Consider the following 25,706-nt stretch of genomic DNA (forward strand, 5'->3'; position numbering starts at 1 on the left):
GATTCAGCGCTGGATGCAGTCGAGGCCCAGCCCGAAGGCCGTGAGCACGTACTGACAGATGTGCGTCGCGTGCTCTTCGTCGGTCTCGAGGCATCCCACCGGTACACCCAGCAGATCGACCGCGCAGGACGCGTAGAACTGGTTCGGGCTGCCGGGCACCGGGTCCGCCATGGCGGGCGAGGCCGTGACGGCGCCCATGAACGTGACCGCGGCCGCCAATGCGGCGATTCTGGTCTTCATCATCGTGCTCTCCTATTCCGTCGATGCCCCCGGGTTCCCCGGATCCGGGCGGTTCACGGAGTGATCACCGGAAAGTGTCACGGTGACGTACATCCGTCCTAGCTGCTCACCGCCGCCCGCGGTGCCCCACGCCCGCTCCCGCGGTGCCGCTGTCGCTGGTCGTGGACGAGCCGCTGCCCGACCAGCTCGCGATGGGTCTGGTCGTGCTGCGGTACCGGGCGAAAACCTCTGGATCGGCCACATCCACGTGACCGTCGACGACGTTCGACGACCTGGTGCGCGCGGGAATGAGTACGCCGCACGGGCGCAGAGCTTCACCGAGGCGAACGCGCTCACGCCAGCCGCCAATCTCCAGCTGCCCTATTCGCTCGTGGAACGGACGATCGAGGCCGAACACGTGCCGATGGGACGGCATCTCGGGCTCGGCATCACCGCGTGGAGCCAGCTGGCAGGCGGGTTCCTCACCGGCAAGTACCGCCAGACCGGCGAGACGCCGTCCGGTGTGGGCAGGCTGACGTGGACCTACCGCGACTGGGCGCTGCTGAAGCCACTGGAGAAGGTCGCGACCGAACTCGGCGTCACGATGGCGCAGGTCGCGATCAACTGGGTCACGACCCAGCCGGGCGTCGCGGCGAGCAGCGCGGACCGGCAGGGCAAAAGCATGGCCGCGCTGGACTTCGAACTGCCGCCGGACCTGCGGGCGCTCCTCGACGAGGCCAGCGCCGTGCCGCCGGAGTCGGTGTACCGGATGTTCACGCCGGAATACCAGAACTGGGTGATCTCGCCGGGGTGAAGGTCGGGACAAGCCGGCGGGGTATGGGCCTGTGGTGCGGAACTGGTGACCTTTTGCTGGCGGTCGCCCTCTGTCGCCGTTTTGTGGCGACAGGCTTCGGGCCACCTCGCCGTCTCGCGGCAATGGCCGTGGGGGTTGCCGCGGAGGGCCTCATGCGGCCGCTCGGCGTCGCCGTTTCGCGGCAACTGGGCACCGGTGACCATGGCGCGTGGCCAACCGATCCGCCGCCATCCGCGGGCCGTCGCCGTTTCGCGGCAACGAGGTGGGGTCACTCAGATCGTCGCCGTTTCGCGGCAGCAGACTGGTCGCCTAGAGCATCGCTATCCGTCGCCGATTCACGGCAACAGACCGTGGCGTTACCGAAACCGTTCCTGGCACCCGAATCGTCGCCGGATAGTCGGCGCGCCCCACCGGCTTGTCGCCGAATACCGGTAAAGACCACCGGCACGCGGTATAGGTCGTTATACGGCCAGCTCCGCGAGACCGGCCCACGGGGCGGCGCTCACTCGGTCGTAGATCGCCCGCAACCACGGCTGCCGAACGGCCGGGAGCCGCGCCAAGGTATGCAGGAAGACGTCCGGCGCGGGGCGGAAAAGGTCGCGCGGGCGCTTCGGCAACGGATCGTCGCGCAGGACACCCGTCGGCATCACGCCGGAGACCGGGGCCGTCACCGGGTCGTGGCCGAAAGCCAGCCACGTCCACACCTCGGCGGCGACCGGCACCACGTCGGCCGCGCCGGAGTGCGGCCACGACCGGCCGGTCACCGGATCCCGCGGCACAAGCGCGATGTCGTCGGTTTCCGGCAATCCGGGGCCCGCGAGCGCCAAGTTCCGGTGCGGTGGTCCGGGCGGAAGCAAGGCGAGCGCGGGGCGGAACACCTCGGCGACAAGGCCGTCCTCGAGGGCGATCACCCTCCCGCCGGAAACCGCGAGCAGATGTGCCAGCGCCTCGGCGATCGCCGCCTCCCAATACAGACTCCACGCTCCCTCGGGCCCGACCGGCGGCACACCTTCGACAGGCTCGTCGAACGTCCCGGGAGTTTCCTCGCGCCGCACGGCATCCGGGAGGAGCCGCACTGCCTGCCAGAGCGAGCAGTCGTCGATCCGGGTCCCCACCTCCAGGCCACACCGGGCGCAGGCGAGATTGGAGCCGTCGCGACCGTCCACTCCGTAGCAGTCGCCGTCGCATCGCTCCGGGATCAGCACGGTTCCCCGGGTGTCACCCGGCGCGACCACGATCATTCCGGCGGGCCCGTACGAAAGCGAGGCGAGAGGAGCGAACAGTCCACGGGCTTCGCCCTCTGCCTCGTCCCACGGCCGCCAAGGCGGACCGAACGGCTCGGGATCGACGGCATGAGTTCCCGCCCGCATGAGCGACGGAAGCAGGACGTGTTCAGCACGGCTATGAGCATGCACAGGGAGAGCGACGCGGGAAACCGGCACGGTCAGGTCAGCGGCACACCCCGCACAGGTAAACACGGCCACCGGTCCTCCCCCAAGCCAGGGCACTCAGATTACGCCGGCCCGAGGAACTTCCCGCCCCCGCCGCGAACTCCTCCGGCCACACGATGCCCCCGCGTCCTCGATGGCCACCAAACGGCAGTCTGGGATCAGTCCGCACATCCGCTCCAGCGACTTTCGGGTGACATCGCTGGACGGCCCGCCGCCGACCAACAGGGGCGTCGCGGTGATCGTTACGAGCCGGCCCACCATCCGGGTCGGGCGTGCGCAGTTCGGCCATGATCGGCCGATCAGCCGCCGGCAAGCGCTGGGCGAGCAGCACGGTGACCCGGCCGCCCAGCGAATGGCCGACCAGATCCACCCGCTCCCCCCAGCAGATCACCCACGCCCCAATCACCCAAGGCGTGCAGCACCGCGGGCTCACTTGTGAGCATCAAGCCCTCAAGTGAGCCCGATCCGGCGCGACAGCGTGCTCCAGCGGCTGCCCGAGCACGAACCGCCGTAGCTCCGCCGCCACCAGCTCACCCATCCGAGCGCGTTCGGCGCCCAGCGCGCCCGCCAGGTGCGGGGTGAGCACCACGTTCGGCAACGTGTACAGCGGTGAGTCCGGCTCGGGCGGTTCGGGCCAGGTGACGTCGAGGATCGCCGTGAGATCAGGGCGCTCGCGCAGCACCGGGACGACCGACGGCTCGTCGACGACGGCACCGCGAGCGGTGTTGATCAAGGTCGCGCCGATGCCCATCCTGGCCACCAGCTTCCCGTCGACCAGCCCCTCGGTCTCCGGGAGCAGCGGCGCGTGCAGGCTGACCACGGGACACGTGGCGAACAGTTCGTCCAGCTCAACCAGCCGCACGCCGAGTCCGTCAGCCGTCGCCGGGTCGACGACGGGGTCACTCGCGAGCACCTCGACGTCGAAACCGAGCAAATGCGACGCGACGAGAGCACCGATCTCGCCGAGGCCGAGCAGCCCGACCCGGGACCGGTAGGCGCCGGCGACCCTCGGGTCCGGCGGATAGGCCCGCCGCTCCCGGATCTCCCGGGAAATCCGGTGCACCTGCTTCAGTCCTAAGAGGACCTGGGCGAGGGTGAACTCGGCGACGGGGACGGCGTTCGCGGCCGCGGCGGACACGATCGGCAGCTCGCGCGCCCAGAACTCGGGCGTGGTCAGCGGCCGCACCGAGCCGGCGGCGACGAGCACGGCCCGAAGGTCCCGCGCGTGTCCCAAGAGGACGGAGTCCAGCACCGGGGCACCCCAGCCGGACAGCAGGATCTCGACGCCTTCCAGTGCCGCCGGGTCCGCTGCCAGCCGCTCACGGGTGAGCGGCTCACGCAGGTCCACCAGCGTTTCGATCTCCTTGAGCACCGCCTCGGGATAAACGTCGTCGCGGCGGCGTTCCTCCATCACGAGAAGTGCCGTCGGCCGGTGTCGCAGCTCGGTCATTCCTACCTCCGGCGGCGACCATACATCGGATGCTTGACCCGGTCCACGCACGGCGAGTCCCGCACATGGGCAAACTGGCCCGATTGAAATTCGTAATCATCGGACCATTGACCGGACCCCGGGAAAGCGCTTACCGTCCCCTCCGAGGTAGACAGCGTGGTCCACAGTGAACAGGAGAAGCGATGCGGAAATCGCGGTGGATCGGCGTGGGACTCACTGTCTCAGCGCTGGTCCTTTCGGGCTGCTCGGCAGGCCCCGCCGGAACGAACGTCGCGCAGGACACCAAGGCGCCCTTGGAACTGTGGACCCGGACGACCCCCGGCGGCCCCGGCGAGCAGGCCACCAAGCGGCTCGCCGAAGCCTTCGAGAAGGCCACGGGGTTCAAGGTGCAGGTCACCGCGATCTTCGACGACTTCGAGACGAAGCTGGCCCAGCGCGCCGCCCAGCGCGACCTGCCCGACATCGTGATGAACGACGTCACGCAGCTGGGCACGCTGAAGAGCCAGGGGCTCGTCCGCGAGGTCGAGCCGGGCAAGATCAAGCACACCTCCGAGCTCACCGAGCAGGCGCTCAAGTCGAACCAGACCGCGGACGGCAAGCTGTACGGCCTGCCCTACAGCGCGCAGGCCTCGGCGCTGCTCATCCGCAAGGACTGGCGGGAGAAGCTCGGCAAGGGCGTCCCGCAGAGCTGGGCCGAGCTGGCCGACCTCGCCAAGGCCTTCACCACCGGCGACCCCGACGGCAACGGCAAGGCCGACACCGCAGGCCTGAACGCGACGCTGTCGACCAAGCGGGGCTACGCCTCCTGGTACTTCTCGAACTTCCTCTGGGCCGCGGGCGGCGACTTCATCTCCGAGACCGGTGGCGGCAAGTACAAGCCGGCGATGAGCACCCCCGAATCCGTGGCCGCGGTGCAGTGGTTCCGCGACCTCGGCTGCAAGGACAACGTCATCCAGCCCGGTTCGGTCACCATGCCCACCCCTGCGACCAACGAGACCTTCGAAGCGGGTAAGGCCGGGATGTACGTCGTCGGCCCGTACCTGCTGCCGCGGTTCGACAAGTCGCTCGGCAAGGACAAGTACGAGGTCGTCCCGATGCCGAAGGGCGCGAAGAACGCCGACGTCCTCGCCGAGGGCCTGTCGATCTACATGATGGCCGGTTCGCCGAATCAGGCCGGGCAGGACGCCTTCGGTGACTTCGCGATCTCGGTCGACGGCCAGAAGATCGGCATGGAGGGCGAATCGGCCTTCATCGTCCAGCTTCCGGTGAACAAGAACGTCGACATCACCCAGGTCCGTTCCGACCCGCGCTGGAAGACCTACGCCGAGATCTACACCAAGTCCGGCCACTACGCGCCGTCCATCCCGAACTGGACGCCCGTCCGGCAGGACACCGCCGACACGATCAGCGCGCTCGTCGCCGACTGCAAGCTCGACCTCAAGGCGGAACTGTCCAAACTCGACACCAAGCTCACCGCGACGTTGCAGCAACAGGGGATCAGCGCCTCATGACCGTAGATCACGCCAAGCCGGCGGCCGTCGGCGCGGAGCGGCCCGCCGTCAAGCGGCCGCCCGCGCCGAAGGCCCGCAGGCGCAGCGACCGCGACGGGAAGTGGTGGACGCCGTGGCTGTTCCTCGCCCCCGCCCTGATCCTGTTCGTGTACTTCAAGTTCATCCCGATGTTCACCGCGGTGACGATGTCCTTCCAGGACGTCCAGCCGTACCTGGGCAACCAGTGGGTCGGCGGGCAGAACTACAGCACCGTCCTCGGTGACGAGGCGTTCCACTCCGCGATCTGGCACACCGTCGTGATCGCGGTGGGGCAGACCGCGGGGTCGATGATCATCGGCCTCGCGCTCGCCCTGCTGATGGAGGGCCAGAGCAAACGGCTGAAGTTCCTGCGGTCGGCGGCGTTCCTGCCGGTGGTCGTGCCGATCGCGGTGGTCGCCGAACTCTGGCGGATCATGTACCACCCGACCGAGGACGGGATGCTGAACTCCATCCTCGGCCTGGTCGGGCTGGGCCCGTCGGGCTTCATCAACGATCCCGACAGCTCGATGATCTCGGTCATCGTCACCGGGATCTGGCGCGGTGCCCCGTACGACATGATGATCTTCCTCGCCGGTCTGGCGGGTATCGACCGCGGGCTCTACGAAGCGGCCACTGTGGACGGTGCGTCCCGCTGGCGCAAGATCCTCCACGTGACGCTGCCTGGCCTGCGGTCGGTGTTCTCGATCCTGTTCGTCCTCGCGGCGATCCGCGGCCTGCGGGTGTTCACCGAGGTGTTCCTGCTGACCAACGGCGGGCCGAACGGCTCGACGGAAGTGGCGATGACCTTGATCTACAAACTCGGCCTGGAACAGAACCGGCTGGGCGTGGGCGCGGCGGGCGCGGTCCTGCTGTTCCTCGCGACGCTCGTGCTGACCCTGTTCGTCCAGGTGCTCCGACGGAGGCGAGACGCATGACCGCGGCCAACGATTCCGCACTCGGCCTCGACGCCGTCAAGTCACCGGCGGGGCGGATCCTGAAATTCGTCCTGTACACCCTGCTGCTCCTGGTGTTCGCCGGGCCTCTGCTGGCGCTGCTGGTCAGCGCGTTCAACGACGTCTCCGATCCGACGGCGCTGAGCGTCGTGCCGTCCAGCCCCACCCTGGACAACTTCGGCATCGCCTTCGACCTGGGCGTGGGGATGTACCTCCTCAACTCGTTCCTGGTGGTCGGCTTCGGCCTGCTGCTGCAGGTCGTCGTCTCGGTGCTGGCCGGATACGCGCTGGCGCGCAAGAAGTTCCGGTTCATGACCTTCGTGCTGGTCGCGATCCTGGCGACGCTGATGCTCCCGGAGGAGATCCTCGCGATCCCGCTGTCGCTGATCCTGTCGGATCTGCCGGTGGTACATCTGAACCTGATCGGCAGCCTCGCCGGGATGATCGTGCCGCTGGGCGCATGGGCCTTCTCGATCCTGGTGATGACCGAGTTCATGAAGGACGTCCCCCGCGAACTCGAAGAGGCCGCGCGGATCGACGGGGCGGGCGACCTGCGGATCTTCGCGCAGATCATCCTCCCGATGTGCAAGCCGGCGCTCGGCGTGATCGGCGTCTTCGGCTTCACGATGATCTGGGACCAGTACCTGCTGCCGTTGCTGGTGTCGACCGACGCTTCGACCTACACCCTGCCGCTGGCCCTGCGGACCCTGCGCATCGACACGAACGTCACGCCCGGCGTGATCATGGCCGCGTCGCTGCTGGCGCTGCTCCCGTCGGTCGCCGCGTTCCTGTTCTTCCAGCGTTCGTTCGTCCGCGGCCTCGCCTCGGGCGCACTCAAGGGCTGACCCACCATCACAAGGAGCGATCCTGCAGTGAGTTCCACCGCCTGGTTCACCCACGACCGGTTCGGGATGTTCGTCCACTGGGGACTGTATTCCCTGGCCGCCCGGCACGAATGGGTGCAGAACCGCGAAAAGCTGACCGACGAGCAGTACCGGGTCTACTTCGACCACTTCGAGCCGGACAAGTACGACCCGCGTTCCTGGGCGCGCGCCGCGAAGACCGCGGGCATGACCTACGTCGTGCTGACCACCAAGCACCACGACGGTTTCTGCCTGTGGGACAGCGACCTCACCGATTTCAAGGTGACGAACACGCCGTACGGCAAGGATCTGCTCGGGCCGTTCGTCGACGCCTGCCGCGAAGAGGGCTTGAAGGTCGGCTTCTACCACTCACTGATCGACTGGCATCACCCCGCGTTCCCCGTCGACGGCACCCATCCCCGCCGTGACGACGCCGAGTACATCGCGGCCCACCAGTACGCCGACATCGCCGAGTACCAGCTCTATCTCCACGGTCAGGTGCGCGAACTGCTCACCCGCTTCGGCACGATCGACTACCTCTTCTTCGACTTCTCCTACAAGGGCCGCAAAGAATGGTGGGGCGGCAAGGGGCCGGACGACTGGGACTCCCCCGGCCTGCTCGCGCTGGTCCGCGAACTCCAGCCCGGCATCCTGGTCAACGACCGCACCGGGATCCCCGGCGACTTCATCACCCCGGAGCAGTACCAGCCGTCCGGCCCGATGACCCGCGACGGCGTCCCGGTGGTGTGGGAGGCGTGCCAGACGCTGAACGGCAGCTGGGGTTACGACCGCGACAACCTCGACTACAAGAGCCCCGAACTGCTGATCCGGATGCTGGTCGACGGCGTGTCCAAGGACGGCAACCTGCTGCTCAACGTCGGCCCGAACGGCCGGGGCGAGATCGACCCGCGGGCGCTCGAGGTGCTCGCCGAGATCGGCCGCTGGATGGACCGGCACGAACGCTCCATCCGTGGTTGCGGCCCCGCCGAGTTCACCGCGCCCGCCGACGGCCGCTACACCCAGCGCGGTGACCGGCTGTACTTGCATCTCTTCAGCTGGCCGATGAACCACGTCCACCTGCCCGGGCTCGCCGGGCGGGTGCGCTATGCCCAGTTGCTCGACGACGCGTCGGAAATCCGGCAGGTGCACACGGATCCCGGGCAGACCGCGCAGAACACCCAGATGGGCGGGCAGCCGGAAGGCACGCTCACCCTCAAGCTCCCCATCCGGAAACCGGGCACCCCGGTCCCGGTGATCGAACTGTTCCTCAGCACCGAAAGCCCCGCCGCCGCCACCCTCCCCACCGATTGAGCACGGAGGCATCATGGATCGCAGAAGGTTCCTCAGCGGCGCCACCCTCGGCGCCGCGCTGGTCACCGTCCCCTGGGTCACCGCGGGCACGGCGTCGGCCAAACCGAAGAGGCTGTGCGCCCTGAACGTCAGTTCGCTGACCGAACTGCAGAACGCGATCAACCAGGCCGGTCCCGGTGCCGTCATCACCGTGAACAACGGCACCTACACCGTGCCGACGGGCAAGCCGATCAGCATCAAGGGCAGGCGCGGCACGAAGGACCAGCCGATCACCATCGTCGCGCAGTCCCGTGGCGGCGTGACGCTGAACGGCGAGCAGAGCTTCGTCTTCGACGACTCCACCGGCGTCACGATCAGCGGGTTCAAGTTCCGCCAGAGCACCACGCTGGAGATCCCGGCGAACTGCTCGCGGATCCGGCTGACCCGCAACGATCTCCAGTTCGCCGACCTCCCCGACCTGCACTGGGTGATGGTGCGCGCCGACAACAGCAAGATCGACCGCAACCACTTCCACCACAAGACGACGCTCGGCGTCATGCTCTGCATCGAGGGTGCGGACGAGGACAAGATGGCGGCGGGCGTCGAGGTCTTCCGGAACTACTTCTCCGACCACACCTTCCCCGGCGACAACGGTGGCGAGCCGATCCGGCTCGGCGTCAGCCCGCGCGCGCTGACCACCGCCGGCGCCAAGATCGAGTTCAACCTCTTCGAACGCGCGAACGGTGACCCGGAGGCGATCTCGGTCAAGTCGTCGGGCAACTTCATCCGCAACAACACCATCCGGAACAGCCTCGGCGGCATCGTGCTGCGCCACGGGAACAAGTCCGTCGTCGAATCCAACTTCATCCTCGGCGGCAAGGAGGGCATCCGGATCTACGGCAACGACCACAAGATCGTCAACAACTACGTCGCCGGGGTGTCCGGCACCGCGCTGGTCGTCGGCAGCGGCTCCGTGCGGGACCACTTCCCCGGCGAATCGAAGGAATCGCGGCGCGGCAACGACGCGGCGGACCGCGTGCTCATCGCGCACAACACGCTGCTGAACAACGGCGGCACGCTCGCCGGCGAGGCCAAGCGGACGATCGAACCGCGCGACTGCACGATCTCGGACAACCTGTTCGTCGGCGGCAACGGCGACCTGGTCGCGATGAGCACCACGGGCAACTTCACCTGGTCCGGCAACATCCTGTGGGGTTCGGGCGGGAACGGCAACATCCCGGCGGGCACCTTCCGCCGGGTCGACCCGAAGCTCGTGCAGGGCTCCGATGGAGTGTCGCGGCTCGCTTCGGGCAGCCCGGCGATCGACGCGGCGACGCTGTCGACCGCGCCGGTCACGCTGGACATCGACGGCCAGGCTCGCGGCAGCCTGCGTGACGTCGGTGCCGACGAGTATTCGACGGCCGCCATCGCCAACCGGCCGCTCACCACCGCGGACGTCGGCCCCGGCGCTCCGTAGTGAAAGCCGGGCTCACGCCGGCGGCAGCCCCCGCCGGCGTGAGCCCACCGCACCACCGAGGAGGAACCATGGCGCAGCGCGCCGCGGGTTCGGCCACCCTGGCCGACGTCGCCCGCGAGGCCGGAGTGTCGCTCGCGACGGCGTCGAGGGCGCTCAACGGCGGGACCAGACAGGTCAGCGTGACGCTGCGCGAATCGGTGCTGCGGGCCGCGGAACGGCTCCAGTACACGGCGAACGTGCCCGCGCAGGCGATGGCCCGCGGCCGCGGCAACGTGGTCGGGCTGCTGGTGCACGACATCGTCGACCCGTACTTCTCCTCGATCGCGTCGGGCGTGATGCGCGTGGCGGCGCGGCACGGGCTCACGGTGACCATCGCGAGCACCGAGAACCATCCGGAGAAGGAACTCGAGTACGTGACGACGTTGCGCGGGCAACGGGCGCGAGCGGTCATCCTCGCCGGGTCGCGGAACGAAGACAATGCCCTGCAACGGAACCTGACCAAGGAACTCAAGGCCTTCGAGGCCGCACACGGTCAGGTCGTGGTGATCGGGCAGCGGAAACTCCCCTTCGACACCGTCATGCTGGAGAACCGGGCCGGAGCGGCGGATCTGGCGCAGAACCTCGCCGCGCTCGGGCATCGCGACTTCCTCGTCCTCGCCGGGCCGCCTGGCCTGCTGACGTCGAGGGATCGCGTCCTCGGCTTCCGTGACGGACTCGCCCGGCACGGGCTCCCGCTGCCCGAGAACCACGTGCTGCGCGCGGAATTCACCCGCGACGGCGGCTACGCGGCGATGGTGCGGGCGATCGAGAGCGGCTTCCGCGGCTGTGTTTTCGCGGTCAACGACGTGATGGCCGTCGGCGCGATGGCCGCCTGCCGCGACCACGGGCTGCAGGTCCCCGCGCAGATCGCGATCGCCGGGTTCGACGACATCATTACGTTGCGGGACATCAGGCCTTCGCTGTCGACTGTGCGCGTGCCGATCGAGCGCATGGGCGAACAGGCCCTCGACTTCATCCTCGACGCCCGCGCGGCCGCTCCCCGGGTCAAGCCGATCACCGGAGAGGTCGTGCTGCGCGAAAGTACCCGACCGTTGGAGGGAAAATGATCCGCCCGGGACTGTGTTCGGTGACGCTGCGGCGGCTGGACGCCGACGAAGTCGCCCGCCGCGCCGAGAAGGCGGGCCTGCAGGTGATCGAGTGGGGCGCCGACGTCCATGTGCGCCCTGGTGACGACTGGGCCGCCGAGCGCGCGTTCGAGGCCATGGCACGGCACGGGCTGACGTGCGACTCCTACGGTTCCTATTTCCGCGCCACCCCGGTCGAGGCCGGGAAGTTCGGCGAGATCGCCGCCACCGCGGTCCGGCTCGGTGCTTCGCGGATCCGGGTGTGGGCGGGCAAAGCGGGCTCCGCGGACGTCGACCCCGACGAACGTGAGCAGGTCGTCGCCGGTCTCCGCGAGGCCGCCGACGTCGCGAACGAACACGGTCTGGAGGTCGCGCTGGAGTTCCACGGCGGGACGCTGACCGATACCGCGGAATCGACCGTCCAGCTGCTCGAAGAGGTCGGCCGCGACAATCTCGGCACCTACTGGCAGCCGCCGCAGGACCTGCCGGACGAGCAGGCGCTGGCAGGCCTGGAACTGGTGCTCGACCAGGTGCGCGCGGTGCACGTCTTCTCGTGGTGGCCCAGCAACGAACGGCATCCGCTGACCTTCCGGGCGGAACTGTGGACGCGGGTGTTCGCCCTGCTCACCAAAGCCGGGCGGCCGCTCGACGCGTTGCTGGAGTTCGTCCCGGACAACGATCCGGACCTCCTCCCCGGCGAGGCCGACTCGCTGCGGAAGCTGATCGAGGCGGGCGCGTGAGGTTCACCGAAGCAGACAGGCTGCTCTTCGCCGGCGACTCCATCACCGACTCCAGCCGTGACCGCGCCGACCCCGCGTCGCTGGGCAAGGGTTACGTCCGGCAGATCGCGGATCTCCTCGGCGACGGGCCGGAAGTGGTGAACCGGGGGATCAACGGCAACCGGATCTACGACCTCGAAGCCCGGTGGGCCACCGACGTCCTCGCGGCGCGGCCCACCGTGCTGACGGTGAAGATCGGCATCAACGACACCTGGCGGACCTTCGATCGCGGTCTGTCCAGCCCGATCGGGAAGTTCCGTGCCGCGTACTCCCGGCTGCTGGCCGGTGCGCGGGAGCACCTCCCGGCCGAGTTGTACGTGATCACGCCGTTCCTGCTGCCGGTGGAGCCGGACCAGCAGGAGTGGCTCGGCGATCTGGCGCCCCGCGTCGAAGCGGCGATCGACGTGGCGACCGAGTTCGGCGCGCGACTGGTGCGCGCGGACCTGTTCATGCCACGCGCGGCGGCCGGGCACGGGGCGGCGACGCTGGCCCCGGACGGCGTCCATCCCAGCCCGCTGGGTCATCGGCTGCTGGCCGAAGCCTGGCTCGCGGCCGCCGGAGCGCCGGTCGAGGAGGCCACGCTCCCTTAGCGGATACAGTTGTCCCGTGAACCGGAACGCCATCATCGCCGGTCGTTACCGGCTGGAGCACAAGGTCGGCCGGGGCGCGATGGGCGTGGTGTGGCAGGCGCGGGACGAGCGGCTCGACCGCACGGTCGCGGTCAAGCAGTTGCTGCCGGACAGCTCCCCGGGCGATGCGCCGTTCCGGTCGATCGTGCGCGCGATGCGCGAGGCCCGGGTCGCCGCGCGGCTCAAGCATCCGCACGCCGTCACCGTCTACGACGTCGTGGAACAGGACGGAACCCCGTACCTGATCATGGAGTTCCTGTCGTCGCGGCCGCTGACGGAGCTCCTCGCCGACGACGGCCCGCTCCCGGCTGGCCGCGTCGCGGAACTCGGCGCGCAGATCGCCTCCGCGCTGGCCGCCGCCCACGAGGACGGCATCCTGCACCGGGACGTCACGCCCAACAACATCCTGATCACCGAAGACGGTCGAGCGAAGATCGCCGACTTCGGCCTGTCCCACGTCACGGGCGAAGGGACGATGACCGGCGACGGTCTCGTCGTGGGTACCCCGGCGTACCTCTCCCCCGAGGTCGCCGACGGTGAGGAACCCGGCTACCCGTCGGACGTGTTCTCGCTCGGCTCCACGCTCTACACCGTGCTGGAAGGCGCGCCGCCGTTCGGCACCGACGGCAACCAGATCGCGCTCCTCAAACGGGTCGCCCGCGGCGAGATCACCCCGCCGAGGTCCACCGGCCCGCTCACCGACGTCCTGCTGCGGCTGCTCCGGCGCGATCCGCTGGAACGGCCGGACATGGCCGAGGCGGAGCGGATGCTGGCCGCCGTCGCCGACGGCCGCCCGGCGATCCTGTCCGGCACCAAACGGCTTCCCGCACCCGCCCGCCGTTCGCGGTTGCCGTTCGCCATCGCGGGCGGGGTGGTCGTGGCAGGCGGTGTGCTGGCGGGGATCCTGCTGTTCGACGGCGATCCGCCCGACGCCGCCGCTCCGGTGCCCGCGCCGTTGCCTTCGGCCACGAAACCGGTGTGCGAAGCGCGGTACGAGGTCGCCAACCGCTGGCCCGGCGGCTCCGAGATCCGCGTGTCCGTCCGGAACGCCCAGGACACCCGGCTCACCGGCTGGGAGGTCAGCTGGACGCTGCCGCCCGGCACCCGCATCGCCAATCTGTGGAACGGTTCCCTGGCACAGGAGGGCGACCGCGTGCGAGTGTCCGAATTGGACTGGAACGCGGTGCTGCCCGCCGGCGGGACGACCACCTTCGGGTTCATCGCGACCACCGAGGACGACGGCGGGGCCGTGCCGGTCGCGGTGTGCCGGAGTTCCTAGCGAGCGGTCGATTCCCGCGCGTTCAGCCGCACCGGAACTTCGATCCGGCGCGGCTCGCCGCCGGACGCCTTCCCCTCGACGAGGTCCATCAACGCCGTGGCCGCGCGGCCGCCGACCTCTCGCGGATGCACGAACATCCCGGTCACCCTCGGCGAAACGAGCTGGAGCGAACCGCTGTCCACCGCACTGCAGATCCCGAGCTCGCCGGGTACCGCGAGCCGCCGGCGGCGGGCCTCGTGGAGGACACCGAGGGCGAGGTTCTCCGATGTCGTGAACACGGCGTCCGGGCACACGCGCCGGTCGAGCAGCCTGCCCAGCGCTTCTGCCGTGCCTTCGGTGGTCGGCGGCTCGTCGATCTCGACCACCACCGGCTCCAGCCCCCGCGCTTCCATCCAGCCGGTGTACCCCGCGACCAGATCGGCCGCGTAGGAGCGGGCGGTGTCGGTGGTGATCATCGACGGCCGCTCGTAACCGTTGCCCGCCAAGTGATCCAGCATCTGCCCGGCGGCCGCGACCAGGTCGTTGTCGACGACGACCGGCACCGGGCACGGCGCCGCCATCGGACGTCCGACGGTCACCAGCGGCCGGTCCTGGCACCAGCCGGTCGCGAAGAAGGGCTCGTCCCCACGGGGATCCACCAGGATCGCGCCGTCCACGGCGAAAGCGTTCAACCGGTCGAGGTCGGCGTCCATCGGGGTCAGAAGCAGGGCGTACGAACGCTTCGAGGCGGCTTCGGCCGCGCCGTTGAGGACTTCGAGGAAGTAGTCCGAATTGGGCACGAGCGCGCAGGCGCTACTCGCGTCGACCGAGTTCGCGAGCTGGATCGCCAGCGTGCGGCTGCGCCGGGTGACCAGTTGCTGCGCGTGCACGCTGGCCTGATAGCCGAGTTCGGCCGCCGCCATCGCGACGCGCTGCCGGGTCTCCTCCGAGATCCGGCCTTGGCCGCTGAGCACGTGGGAAACGGTGGTGATCGAAACCCCGGCCGCGGCGGCGACGTCACGGATGGTCGGCGACACTCAGGCCTCCACGGGCGGTCCCCAAACGCGGTTCGGCCGGTCGGTGTCCAGCCGATAGTCGGTGACGTGGGCGTCGCCCAGCCTACGGCCGAGGTCCGCCGCGGCCTCCAGCGGCCGCGCGGGATCGCGTTCCACCTCGCCCCGGCTGTTGCCGACGCCGACCACGATCCCGGCGAGATCCTGACGCAGGTATCGCGTGAGTTCCTGAAACTGGGCTTCCAGACCGAGTGTCGCGCCGCGATAGCTCTCCTCGCACGAGATCAGCACCGCGGCGCGTTTGTGCATCAACCCCGGCACGACCTCCGCGGTATGCGGGGAACTGCCGGAGGTGTAACAGAACAGCCGGTCGAAGAAGGACTTCAGCCGTCCGGTCATGCCGTACCAGTGCAGTGGTGTCGCGTAGACGACCGCGTCCGCCGGGAGCACGTGCTCGAACAGCAGGCGCTCGTAACCGTCCCCGATGCCGCAGGACCGGTCGCTCAGCCGGCAGTCACGACAGTCCCCCAGGGGCGACTCGACGAAATCGGAGAGACGGACGAAGCCGACCGTGTGGCCCGCTTCCTCCGCTCCCTTGGCCAACGCCTGCGCGAGCGCCCAGGAGTTGCCTTCACGGCGCGGGCTCGAATCGAGCACCAAGATCTTCACGTGGTTCTCCCCGGAGAGACTGCCAAAACGTTTTAGCAGTCTCTCCGGGGACGGTTTCACCTGTCAAGCGACCTTGGCCGCCGCGGCGAGAAGGACCTCCGCGACGACGTCCGGCCGCGAGACCGAGACAGCGTGCGAAGCGTCGACCCTGGTGATCTCCGAACCGGCGCGCTCGGCCATGAACGCCTGCGCCGCGGCGGGGATCGCGTGGTCCTGCTCGGCGATCAGCGCCCACGAGGGCAGGGTCTTCCACGCCGGCTCACCGTCGAACGGCGTGCCGAGCGCGCGCTCGGTGACCGGACGCTGAGTGACCGCCATGACGTCCGCCGTCTCCACCGGGACGTCGGCCGCGAACACGTCCGAGAAGTTCTCGGGCTTGATCGACAGCTCGCCTTGCGCAGCCAGCACGTTCGTGGTGTCCGGGCCGAGCTTGCCGCCTTCGAACCGACCGGACAGCTCGAACACGCTCTCCCCCGCTTCCGGCTGGAAGGCGGCGATGTAGACGAGCGCCTTGACATTCGGCGCGGAGGCGGCCGCGCGGCTGATCACCACGCCACCGTAGGAGTGCCCGGCCAGCACGACCGGGCCGTCCACGCCGTTGACGACGTCGGCGACGTAGTCCGCGTCGGACTCGATGCCACGCAACGGGTTCGCGGCGGCCACCACGCGATAGCCCTGCTCACGCAGCTTCGGAACTACGCCGTTCCAGCTGGACGAGTCGGCGAAAGCGCCGTGGACCAGGACGATGGTGGGCTTGCTCATGATGGCTCCTTCAGAGTCAGGGAGAACGATCGGTCTTTCTGCCTAAACAATGCTCGTCCGCCCGGCCTTCCGCAACGTGACGAAGGCGACCTGGTGGAATGACCGTTCTTTCTCTAAGGTTGAGAGATGCCGACTGTCGACCGGGACGTCCACCCGAAGATCCGGCTGCTCGAGACAGCGTCACGGCTCTTCTACGCCGAGGGCATCCATGCCGTCGGCGTGGAGCGCCTGGTCTCCGAAGCGGCCGTGACCAGGGCGACGTTCTACCGCCACTACCCCACCAAGGACGACCTGGTCGCCGCCTACTTGAGCACCACGAGCGAACAGATCCGCGCGGGTGTCGGCGCGGCGACGCAAGGAAAACCCCCACGCGAAGCCCTGCTCGCCGCACTGGGCATCGTCGGCGACCGAACGCTCGACGACGACTTCCGCGGCTGCCAGTTCCTCAACGCCGCGGCCGAATACCCCGAGCCCACGCACCACGTGCGCCAGGTCATCGACGACCACCGGGACTGGTTCTTCGGTGTACTCCGCGACTTGGCGCGCGACGCCGGTCACCCCGATCCCGAGCACGCCGCCCGCACCCTCGTCCTCCTCCGCGACGGCGCGCTGCACGGCGGCAATCTCGACGACGCCGTGACCGTGCGCGCCACCTTGCACCGTGCCGTGGCCGAACTGGTTCCCTGAACTTCATCGCGTCTTCTCGACGGTCGTAACAAGTGCTACCTTCGCGGAAGGGGGCACGGCCGGACCGAGGAGCGGCGACGATGAGGCTTTCTCCCAGCGCACACGTCGACCCGTTCTGCCGTGACCGGCTGCCGCCCGCCGATCAGTGGCCGGAGTTCGTGTTCGATCTGCCGGAACTCCGCTACCCGGACCGGCTGAATGCCGCGACCGCGCTGCTCGACGACACCGCCGCACGGCTCGGCCACGACAGACCGTGCCTGCTCTCCCCCACCGAAACGTGGACCTACGGCGAAGTCCTGGCCCGTGCGAACCGCGTCGCCCACGTCCTGGTCACCGATTTCGGCGTGGTTCCCGGCGACCGCGTGCTCTTGCGGGGCACCAACACGCCCTGGCTCGCGACGGCGTGGCTGGCCGTGCTCAAGACGGGCGCGGTGGCCGTCACGACCATGCCGATGCTGCGGCGTGCCGAACTCGACAAGATCGCCGGCCGCGCGAAACCCGCGGTCGCGATCTGCGACGAACGCCTGCTGGACGAACTCCCGCCCGATCTTCCCGTGGTGTCCTACGGACCCGAACTCGCCGCCCGCGCGGAACGGTATCCGGTGACGTTCACCGACGTCCCGACCGCGGCCGACGACGTCGCCCTGCTGGCCTTCACCTCCGGCACGACGGGATCCCCGAAGGCGACGATGCACTTCCATCGCGACCTGCTCGCGATCGCCGACACGTTCTCCCGGCACGTCGTCCGGCCGACCTCCGACGACCTCTTCTGCGGTACGCCGCCGCTGGCCTTCACCTTCGGACTCGGCGGCCTGCTGGTCTTCCCCCTGCGCGCGGGCGCGGCGACGCTACTCGTCGAACGGGCCACTCCGGCGGAACTCGCCACCATCGTCGCCCGAAACGACGTCACCGTTCTCTTCACCGCACCGACCGCGTACCGGGCGATCCTGAACGCCGGCGACGGACGGCTGCTCGCCGGAGTACGCCGGGCCGTGTCGGCGGGCGAGTCTCTTCCCGCCCCGGTTGCCGAGCAGTACCGGGAGATCGTCGGAAGGCCGCTCATTGACGGGCTCGGTAGCACCGAAATGCTGCACGTGTTCATCTCCGCCGCCGACGGCGACGCGCGTCCCGGCGCCACCGGCAAGGTCGTGCCCGGCTATCAGGCGGCCGTTCTCGATGTCGACGGTTCGCCCGTTCCCGACGGCACTCCCGGTTTCCTGGCGGTGCGCGGGCCGACCGGCTGCCGCTACCTCGAAGACCCGCGCCAGCAGGATTACGTCCGCGGTGGCTGGAATTTCACCGGCGACACCTACGTCCGCGACGCCGACGGCTACTTCCGGTTCGTCGCGCGCAGCGACGACATGATCATCTCGTCGGGGTACAACATCGCCGCCCCCGAGGTCGAGGAGGTCCTGCTCACCCATCCGGATGTCGACGAATGCGCCGTGATCGGCACGCCGGATCCCGATCGCGGCTCGGTCGTGACGGCGTTCGTCGTCCCCCGGCCCGGTATCGAGCCGGGCGCGGATCTGGTGCGGGCGCTGCAGGACCACGCCAAGGCGACCGCGGCGCCGTACAAGTATCCGCGGCGCGTGCGGTTCATCGAGGCGTTGCCGCGTAATGCGAGCGGGAAGCTGCAGCGGTATCTGCTCCGGGAGTTGTGAGATCCGTCCACATCGGACATACGGAGTTCGGGGCGCGCGCGTCTTGCTCGAGATTCCCGCCGGGGCACGTCGACAAGGTCCCCCCTGTAAGGACCGAGGAACGTCCGCTCGCCCCGCCTTCGCCGACGTTGCGAAAGCCACTTTCGCAACGTTGAAGGTTGCGAAAGTGGCTTTCGCAACCTGCTTCGTTTGCCTTACCTGTGAATAGCCGCCAAAGCACTTTCCCCGGTAGATGAAAGCAATTTCAGAGTAGCTTTCACATTCGCACACCTGTTCGATTTGCGGTATTCTTGCGGGGTGTCCAGTCAACGAATCCTCGAACCGCTGCAGGAGTTGTGGCGTGCCGGTGCGCGGGAGCTCGCGCACGGTGTGGTCGAGCGGTTGTCGGTGGCACGGCAGGCTTTGGCGGAGGTCGGGCAGTTCCTGGTCGAGATCGAATCGCGCGGTCCGATGGAGTTGTTCGGGCATGGTTCGACGGCGGGCTGGTTCGCCGAAACCGCCCGCATCACCCCGAAAGAAGCCAGCGACACCGTGACGCGAGCGCTGGCGGTGAACGAGAGCCGTAACCTCGACGGCTCCCCCGCTCCGGCGTTCGCGCCGATCGCCGGAGCCGCGGCCGCGGAAGGCGACCTCGGGCACCAGCAACTCGACCCCATCCTCACCGTGCTGAAGAAAATCCCCGCCGACGTCTCCGCCGAGGACCGGACCGGCGCGGAACGGATCCTGGTGAACCTGGCCCGCCACGCCGGGCCCCAGGAGATCACCAAACGTCGGCGCCGATCTCCTGGCGCACCTGGATCCCGATGGGAACGAGCCGAAGGACGAGGACCTCAAGCCACCGTCCCGTGAGGTGTACCTCCGCAAACGCGACGACGGTTGGTGGCGGCTCAACGGCCTGCTGGACCCCGAATTCGGCGCCCGGGTCAACGCGTTGTTCGACACCTGGGGACAACGAAGACCCATCGATGAGGACGGCAACCGCGACCCGCGCACCCCCGGCGAACGTCACGGCGACGCCTTGTTCGACGCCATCCACTACGCCATGACCAACGACAAGGCGCCCACCCTGTCCGGGGATCGCACCACCGTCGTCGTCACCATCCCTCTGGCAACCCTGACCTCCGGGCTCGGGTCCGCCTGCGTGGACGGAGTCACCCAGATCACCGCCCGGCACGCCCGGATGCTGGCCTGCGACGCGAGAATTATCCCCGCGATCCTCGGCTCCGAGAGCGAACCGCTCGACATCGGCCGAGCCGCCCGCAGCGTCACCCCCGTCCAACGACGAGCGCTGAATCTCCGCGACCACGGCTGCGCCTTCCCCGGCTGCCATCGGCGACCGAAGCATTGCGAGGCCCACCATATTTTGCCGTGGGGCCAACTCGGCGACACCGACCTCGACAACCTCTGCCTACTCTGCCGCTACCACCACATGGTCATCCACGGCCAATCCGGCTGGAAAGTCCAAATCACCAACGGACGGCCCGAATTCATCCCACCCCAGTACCTCGACCCGCTACAAACCCCACGCCGCAACCACCGCTGAACCCGAAGAGCCCGCCGCACCACCGGCGACGGGCCCTTCGGCATGCCCTCGTGTCAAGGACCGACGGCACTGCTGTCACCTCATGGCGGGCCGCCCGGACTGACCTCCGAGGCCAGGTCGCGAAAGCCACTTTCGGGACATCTAACGTCGCTAAAGTGGCTTTCGCGACACGCTCGCTACCCGACGGAGCACACCACCCTCGCCGAACCCCGAACAAGGTCCCGCCATCCGTCCACTCTGGACACAAACGTCGACTTCAGCGAATTCCGCGCCGCCGATTCGCCGCGACCAGCGCGACGATGCTCAACGAGGCGGTGGCCAAAAGGTAGTAACCGGGCGAAACCGGGGATCCGGTGGCACCGATCATCGCGGTCGCGATGGTCGGCGTGAATCCACCGAAGATCCCGACGGTGGCGTTGTAGGCGAACGAAAGCCCTGTCGCCCTGGTGTGCGCCGGGAACACGTCCGCCATCACCGACGGAAGCGCGCCGAAGTAGGTCGCCTTCAGCAACCCCAGGATCGTCATCGTGATCGTGAGGGTCAGGAACGACGGCGAGGTGGTGACCCACAGGTAAAGCGGCACCACGCCGGCCCCGATCACCGCCGCAGCGCCGATCATGATCTTGATGCGGCCGTGCCGGTCGGTGAGCAGTCCGACGATCGGCGTCACGACGGTCAGGATCGCGGCGGTGATCATCAGGGCGACGAACGACAGCGAGTCGTCCAGGCCGAGGTTCTTGATCGCGAACGTCGGCAGCGACTGAAGGATGAAGTTCAGCGAGGTCGAGACGACCAGCGCACCCCCGGCGATCAGCAGGCCGCCCCACTGGAAGCGGAACAGCGACCGGACCGGCGTGGACTTCGGGTGTTCCTCCTTCGTGGTCCCGGGTTCGTCGACGTGGCGCCGGATGTAGTAGCCGACCGGGCCGACGAGCAGCCCGAAGACGAACGGGATCCGCCAGCCCCAGGACGTCATCGCGTCGGCACTGAGCGCAGCGGTCAGCCCGGCGGCGAACCCGGCGGACATCAGGGTCGCGAAACCCTGGCTGGCGAACTGGAAGCTGCCGAGGAAGCCTTTGCGGCGATCGTCCTGCTCGATCAGGAACGACGTGGCCGCCCCGAATTCGCCGCCCGCGGCGAAGCCCTGGATCAGCCGCGCCACGATCACGCCGACCGGGGCGAGGAAACCGATCGTCGCGTAGCCCGGCATCACCGCGAGCAGGAACGTCCCGGCGACCATCAGCCAGATGGTCAGCACCAGCGCCTTCTTGCGGCCGAACCGGTCGGCGTAGGCGCCGAGTACGAGACCGCCGAGCGGACGCACGAGGAAGGTGATGCCGAAGACCGCGTACGCCTGCACGAGCTGGACGGCGGCGTTCCCGCCAGGGAAGAAGGTCTTGCCGATGTAGGCCGCCATGAGCGCGTACACGCCGAGGTCGAACCATTCGAGCGCGTTGCCGATGGTCGCGGCGGCGATCGCCCGCCGCGTGGACGACGGCGTGCGCGGCCTCGCCACCGTCCGCTCGCTCATCATTCCTCCCCGCCGCGCCGTCCGAGCGCGTGGAACAGTGCCGCGGCCAGGACGATCCCCTGACGGGCGATGGGCGCGAGCAGGTGTTCGTCGGGCGCGTGCTGCAGGCATCCGGGATAGGAGTGCGGCAGCCACAGCGTCGGAAGGCCGAGGAGGTCGGTGAACACGTGGTTCGGCAGTCCCCCGCCGAAGCTCGGCAGGACCGCGACTCGCCGGTCGGAAACCTCGTCGAGGACGCTCTTCGCCCAGCCCACCCACGGGTCGTCGACCGGAGTGCGGCTGGCGCGGAAACTGCCGTCGGCGGTGACGTCGACCATGGGAAACCCTTGTGCGGCAAGGTGTTTCGTGATCGCCTCGCCTACCCCGTCGACGTCGGTGCCCGCGACGTAGCGCAGTTGCAGCATCGCCCTCGCGCGGCCGGGGATGGCGTTGACCGGCCGGTCGATGTCCGCGGCACCGAGCGAGAGGACTTCGAGGGTGTTCCAGCCGTACAGCCGCTCCGCCGCGGTCAGCCCGGTGTCACCCCAGCCCGCGTCCAGCGCCGGGTCGCCCGGTTTGTCGCCGATCTCGAGTCCGGCGAGCGCCGCGCGGACGCTGTCCGGGAGCTCGGGCGGCAGGAGTTCCGGCACCTGGACGCGGCCGTGCCCGTCGACGAGACAGGCGATCGCCCCGGCGAGGGTCGTGGCGGGGTTGCGCAGCACGCCGCCCCAGTTCCCCGAGTGGTAGGCGTCAGGACGGAGATCGACGTCGAGGGCGATCCGGACACTGCCCCGCGCGCCGAGGAACAGCGTCGGCGTCGCCGCGTCCAGGCGTGGGCCGTCGGACGCGATGAGGACGTCGGCACTCAGCTCCTCCCGGTGCGCCGAAACGAACTCGTCCAGGCCCGGCGAGCCGATTTCCTCACCGGTCTCGAACAGGAACTTGAGGTTGAACCCGAGCGAACCCGTCTCGGCGAGGAGCAGCCTGAGCGCGGTCAGGTTGATCAGGTGCTGCCCCTTGTTGTCCGCCGAACCGCGACCGTACCAGCGCTCGCCGTCGGCGGTCAGCGTCCACGGGTCCCGGCCGTCGCTCCACCGGCCCTCGTGCCCGTCGACGACGTCGGCGTGGCCGTAGCACAGAAGTGTCGGCAGCTCGGGCGCCTCGATCCGGGTGCCGATCAGGAACGGGCCGCCGGCGGGGTCCGGATTGGGATGGATCGCCACGGAGCAGCCGAGCGCGGTGAGCGCCGGGGCCAGCACCTCGTCGAGGTATGCCTTGATGGCAACGCGGTCGCTTGGATGATCACTCACGGTCGGATACCGGACGAGCTCGGCGAGTTCGGCGAAGAACGCTCCGGAATCGACGTGCTCGTGGGCTTTCGCGACCAGTTCTGCAGGGATCACCGCGTTGTCTCCCGATTCGCTCGACGGGTGTCCAATGGAGCGTAAGTCGGTTTGCGCACCCTGACCATTGCCGTTTACCGTGCTCCGCGTTCTCATTGCGGCAAACCTGCGGAGATCTGATGCGACTACTGCCGATCGCGTTGACGTACTTCCTCGAAGTCGCGCGCACCGGCTCGGTGTCCGAGGCGGCGACGGAACTGACGGTGGCGCCCTCGGCGATCAGCCGCCAGATCGCCAAACTCGAAGCGGGTCTCGGGGTGCCGTTGTTCGTCCGGCATCCCCGCGGCATGGTGCCGACCGAGGCCGGGACCCGGCTACTGGACCACGTCCGGCGCAGCGAGGCCGAATCCGCCGTCCTCGTCGACGAACTCCGCACCGGCCGCGGCCTGCACGCCCGGTCCCTGACGGTCGCCTGTTCCGAGGGGTTCGCCCGCCGCGTGGTCCCGCAGGCGATCGCGGCCTTCCGGCGCGAGCACGACGTCACGTTCCACATCGACGTCGTCACCAGGAACGAGGCGACCCGGCGGGTGCTCGAAGGCGCGGCCGACGTCGCCGTCACCTTCGCGACGGGGCCCCAGCACGGGGTGCGGGTCGAGAGCGCGGTCGTCGTCCCGGTGTACGCGATCGTCCCGCTCGATCATCCGCTGACCAGCCGTGACTCCGTCGGGCTCGCCGAACTGTGCCGGTATCCGCTCGCGCTCCCGGCGCCGGGCCAGAGCCTGCGCGACTTGTTCGACATCGCCGCCCGGATCGAGAATCTCGCCGCCCATCCGGTGCTGGAGTGCAACGAACTCAGCCCGAAGTACGAGTTCGTCCGCTGCGGCGGCGGGATCGCGCTCGTCGGCGGCCTGGGTGACATCGAGCAGGACGCGGCCACCGAGGGCGTCGCCTACGTGCTGCTCGACAACGCCGTGTTCCGCAAACGCGAAGCCCAGGTGCAGACCATGGCGGGCCGGACCTTGTCGTTGGCGGCCATGCGGTTCACCGCGTTGCTGACGTCGTTCGTCCGCCCGCCGGTCAGCCGATCAGAACCCCGGGATTGAGGATCCCGGCCGGGTCGAGCGCGGATTTGGCGGCGGCGAGCGCCGCGGCGAACGGTGCGGGACGCTGCCGGTCGTACCAGGGCCGGTGATCGCGGCCGACGGCGTGGTGATGGGTGATCGTGCCGCCGTGGCCCTCGACCGCCTCGGAGACCGCGGTCTTGATCTCGTCCCACTGGGCGACCGTGCTCCCCCAGCGCCCGGCGGCGTAGATCCCGTAGTAGGGCGCCGGTCCGTCGGGGTACACGTGGCTGAACCGGCACGTGACGACACCGGCGCCGCCGCACACCTCGTCGATCGCGGCGCGTGCCGCCGAGATGATCGCGTCGTGGAACTCCGGGAAGCCGTCCCAGGTGCAGGCGGTCTCGAAGGTCTCCACGATCAGCGACCGGCGGGCGAGCGCGTCACGTTGATAGGGCATCCGCAGGAAGGACGACCGCCACGTCGAAGCGCTGTCCTTCCCCGTGGATTCCTTGCCGCGCCTGGCTTTCACGACACCACCGTGACCGGCGGCCAGTTCCAGCGCACGGTCGAGCCAGGTGTCGACCGGGTGGTCGGCGGATTCGAACGCGACCAGCAGAAGACCTCCGCCCACACTCGCGCCCGCGTTGATGAACGCCTCCGCCGGGTCGAGCAGCCGGCAGTTCGACGGATGAAGCCCGGACTGCGCGATCGCCCGGGTGGCGGCGACCGCGTCTTCCTGCCGTTCGAAGGCGACGGACGCGGTCACCTGCCATACCGGCCGGTCCTGCAGGCGCATCCAGGCTTCGGTGATCACGCCGAGCGTGCCTTCGGAACCGAGGAACATCCGGTCCGGCGAAGGTCCGGCGCCCGAGCCCGGCAGGCGTCGCGATTCACTGATCCCGGCGGGCGTGACGACGCGCAGCGATTCGGTGAGATCGTCGATATGCGTCGCGAGCGTGGCGAAATGCCCACCCGCGCGGGTGGCGAGCCAGCCGCCGAGTGTCGAATGGGCGAATGACTGCGGGAAATGCCGCAAGGTGAGCCCCAACGGGCGAAGGCGGTCTTCCAGCGCCGGCCCGAAGATCCCGGCCTGGATCCGCGCCGCGCGGCTGACCGTGTCCACTTCGAGCACGTCGCCGAGGCCGGCCAGATCCATCGAGACCGCCGGGCCGTCGAACCGCGGCTCGACCCCGCCGACCACGGAACTGCCGCCACCGTAAGGAATCAGCGGCGTACCGGAAGCGGTGCACCAGTCGAGAAGGTCGACGACGTCCTGCTCCGTACGCGGGCGGGCGACCAGATCCGGGACGTGGTCGACCTGCCCGAGCAGATTGCGGACGACGTCGCGGAACGCCTTGCCTCGGGCGTGGGACAGCCGGTCGGCCGGTACGTCGCTGCACAACGCGGCGAGCGTCGCGGGCGGGCGGATCCGCGATGCCGGGACGCCGAGGTCCGCCGGGTCGGGCGGGGCGTGGTCGGTGAAGTCGTGACCGGGCAGCACACCGGAGGTGCGGGCCACCAGCGCGTCGGACTCCTCGCGGGACAGTTCGCCGTCGAGGGTGCCCCAGCCCCACCAAGACCGCTCTTCGGTCGGCATCGTCGCCTCCGGTTGATC

At 69.1% G+C, this 25,706-nt stretch carries 22 protein-coding genes and 1 pseudogene; 14 read left to right on the top strand and 9 right to left on the bottom strand.

Annotation, left to right across the window (positions count from 1 at the left end; translation table 11 throughout):
• Positions 1-3: 3 nt before the first annotated feature.
• On the bottom strand, positions 4-240 hold the full coding sequence (locus H4W30_RS22480) for a hypothetical protein (protein ID WP_192746764.1): 237 nt from the start codon (positions 238-240) through the stop codon (positions 4-6).
• Between the two features lie 247 nt (positions 241-487).
• On the opposite strand from H4W30_RS22480, the gene H4W30_RS22485 reads away from it, so the two are divergent.
• Positions 488-1,033 carry an aldo/keto reductase gene (locus H4W30_RS22485; RefSeq protein WP_318780645.1) on the top strand — a complete coding sequence of 182 codons (546 nt, stop codon included), beginning with the start codon at positions 488-490 and terminating at the stop codon, positions 1,031-1,033.
• Positions 1,034-1,494: 461 nt separating this feature from the next.
• On the opposite strand, the gene H4W30_RS22490 is transcribed toward H4W30_RS22485, so the two are convergent.
• Positions 1,495-2,403, bottom strand: coding sequence for a hypothetical protein (locus H4W30_RS22490; protein WP_225949824.1), 909 nt, complete (start codon positions 2,401-2,403; stop codon positions 1,495-1,497).
• 523 nt (positions 2,404-2,926) lie between these two features.
• Complete coding sequence (locus H4W30_RS22495) at positions 2,927-3,934, bottom strand: hydroxyacid dehydrogenase (protein ID WP_192744661.1); 1,008 nt, start codon at positions 3,932-3,934, stop codon at positions 2,927-2,929.
• Positions 3,935-4,116: 182 nt separating this feature from the next.
• Between H4W30_RS22495 and H4W30_RS22500 the strand changes: the two genes are divergently transcribed.
• From H4W30_RS22500 to H4W30_RS22540, 9 genes are all read left to right on the top strand, one after another.
• Positions 4,117-5,445 (top strand): sugar ABC transporter substrate-binding protein, encoded by a 1,329-nt coding sequence (locus H4W30_RS22500; protein WP_192744662.1) that lies wholly within the window; start codon positions 4,117-4,119, stop codon positions 5,443-5,445.
• Complete coding sequence (locus H4W30_RS22505) at positions 5,442-6,398, top strand: carbohydrate ABC transporter permease (protein ID WP_192744663.1); 957 nt, start codon at positions 5,442-5,444, stop codon at positions 6,396-6,398. Before H4W30_RS22500 ends, H4W30_RS22505 begins: the two co-directional genes overlap by 4 nt.
• Positions 6,395-7,261 carry a carbohydrate ABC transporter permease gene (locus H4W30_RS22510; protein ID WP_192744664.1) on the top strand — a complete coding sequence of 289 codons (867 nt, stop codon included), beginning with the start codon at positions 6,395-6,397 and terminating at the stop codon, positions 7,259-7,261. The genes H4W30_RS22505 and H4W30_RS22510 overlap by 4 nt, the downstream gene beginning before the upstream one ends.
• A 27-nt stretch (positions 7,262-7,288) precedes the next feature.
• Positions 7,289-8,590 carry an alpha-L-fucosidase gene (locus H4W30_RS22515; protein ID WP_192744665.1) on the top strand — a complete coding sequence of 434 codons (1,302 nt, stop codon included), beginning with the start codon at positions 7,289-7,291 and terminating at the stop codon, positions 8,588-8,590.
• A gap of 13 nt (positions 8,591-8,603) precedes the next feature.
• A complete protein-coding gene (locus H4W30_RS22520; protein WP_192744666.1) occupies positions 8,604-10,046 on the top strand; it encodes a polysaccharide lyase 6 family protein in 1,443 nt (480 codons plus the stop codon).
• Positions 10,047-10,114: 68 nt separating this feature from the next.
• Positions 10,115-11,152 (top strand): LacI family DNA-binding transcriptional regulator, encoded by a 1,038-nt coding sequence (locus tag H4W30_RS22525; protein ID WP_192744667.1) that lies wholly within the window; start codon positions 10,115-10,117, stop codon positions 11,150-11,152.
• Entirely contained in the window at positions 11,149-11,910 is a 762-nt protein-coding gene (locus H4W30_RS22530; RefSeq protein ID WP_192744668.1) for a sugar phosphate isomerase/epimerase family protein, read from the top strand. The genes H4W30_RS22525 and H4W30_RS22530 overlap by 4 nt, the downstream gene beginning before the upstream one ends.
• Entirely contained in the window at positions 11,907-12,539 is a 633-nt protein-coding gene (locus H4W30_RS22535; protein ID WP_192744669.1) for an SGNH/GDSL hydrolase family protein, read from the top strand. Before H4W30_RS22530 ends, H4W30_RS22535 begins: the two co-directional genes overlap by 4 nt.
• A 16-nt stretch (positions 12,540-12,555) precedes the next feature.
• Positions 12,556-13,857: a serine/threonine-protein kinase gene (locus H4W30_RS22540; RefSeq protein WP_192744670.1), complete on the top strand. Its 1,302-nt coding sequence runs from the start codon at positions 12,556-12,558 to the stop codon at positions 13,855-13,857.
• Here the strand turns inward: H4W30_RS22540 and H4W30_RS22545 are convergent.
• The 3 genes from H4W30_RS22545 to H4W30_RS22555 all read right to left on the bottom strand — a co-directional run bounded on the left by H4W30_RS22545 (position 13,854) and on the right by H4W30_RS22555 (position 16,280).
• Positions 13,854-14,873, bottom strand: coding sequence for a LacI family DNA-binding transcriptional regulator (locus H4W30_RS22545; RefSeq protein ID WP_192744671.1), 1,020 nt, complete (start codon positions 14,871-14,873; stop codon positions 13,854-13,856). The two genes, H4W30_RS22540 and H4W30_RS22545, sit on opposite strands and share 4 nt — an antisense overlap.
• On the bottom strand, positions 14,874-15,518 hold the full coding sequence (locus H4W30_RS22550; RefSeq protein ID WP_192744672.1) for a flavodoxin family protein: 645 nt from the start codon (positions 15,516-15,518) through the stop codon (positions 14,874-14,876).
• A gap of 63 nt (positions 15,519-15,581) precedes the next feature.
• A complete protein-coding gene (locus H4W30_RS22555) occupies positions 15,582-16,280 on the bottom strand; it encodes an alpha/beta fold hydrolase (RefSeq protein WP_192744673.1) in 699 nt (232 codons plus the stop codon).
• A 126-nt stretch (positions 16,281-16,406) separates the two neighbouring features.
• Here H4W30_RS22555 and H4W30_RS22560 point away from each other — a divergent pair, with 126 nt between their 5' ends.
• From H4W30_RS22560 to H4W30_RS22570, 3 genes and pseudogenes are all read left to right on the top strand, one after another.
• Positions 16,407-16,967, top strand: a complete 561-nt coding sequence (locus H4W30_RS22560) for a TetR/AcrR family transcriptional regulator (RefSeq protein WP_192744674.1) — start codon at positions 16,407-16,409, stop codon at positions 16,965-16,967.
• 80 nt (positions 16,968-17,047) lie between these two features.
• Complete coding sequence (locus H4W30_RS22565) at positions 17,048-18,631, top strand: AMP-binding protein (protein WP_192744675.1); 1,584 nt, start codon at positions 17,048-17,050, stop codon at positions 18,629-18,631.
• Positions 18,632-18,928: 297 nt separating this feature from the next.
• Positions 18,929-20,174 (top strand): annotated as a pseudogene (locus H4W30_RS22570) (DUF222 domain-containing protein).
• 256 nt (positions 20,175-20,430) lie between these two features.
• Here H4W30_RS22570 and H4W30_RS22575 read toward each other — a convergent pair.
• The gene (locus H4W30_RS22575) at positions 20,431-21,705 is read right to left on the bottom strand and encodes an MFS transporter (RefSeq protein WP_225949825.1); all 1,275 of its coding nucleotides are present in this window, start codon (positions 21,703-21,705) and stop codon (positions 20,431-20,433) included.
• A complete protein-coding gene (locus H4W30_RS22580) occupies positions 21,705-23,087 on the bottom strand; it encodes a M20 family metallopeptidase (RefSeq protein WP_192744677.1) in 1,383 nt (460 codons plus the stop codon). The genes H4W30_RS22575 and H4W30_RS22580 overlap by 1 nt, the downstream gene beginning before the upstream one ends.
• Before the next feature lie 119 nt (positions 23,088-23,206).
• Between H4W30_RS22580 and H4W30_RS22585 the strand changes: the two genes are divergently transcribed.
• The gene (locus tag H4W30_RS22585) at positions 23,207-24,130 is read left to right on the top strand and encodes a LysR family transcriptional regulator (protein ID WP_192744678.1); all 924 of its coding nucleotides are present in this window, start codon (positions 23,207-23,209) and stop codon (positions 24,128-24,130) included.
• Here the strand turns inward: H4W30_RS22585 and H4W30_RS22590 are convergent.
• Entirely contained in the window at positions 24,105-25,688 is a 1,584-nt protein-coding gene (locus H4W30_RS22590; protein ID WP_192744679.1) for an FAD-binding oxidoreductase, read from the bottom strand. The genes H4W30_RS22585 and H4W30_RS22590 overlap by 26 nt on opposite strands.
• Positions 25,689-25,706 lie beyond the last annotated feature (18 nt).

Source organism: Amycolatopsis roodepoortensis (genome assembly GCF_014873915.1).
GTDB classification, from domain to species: Bacteria; Actinomycetota; Actinomycetes; order Mycobacteriales; family Pseudonocardiaceae; genus Amycolatopsis; species Amycolatopsis roodepoortensis.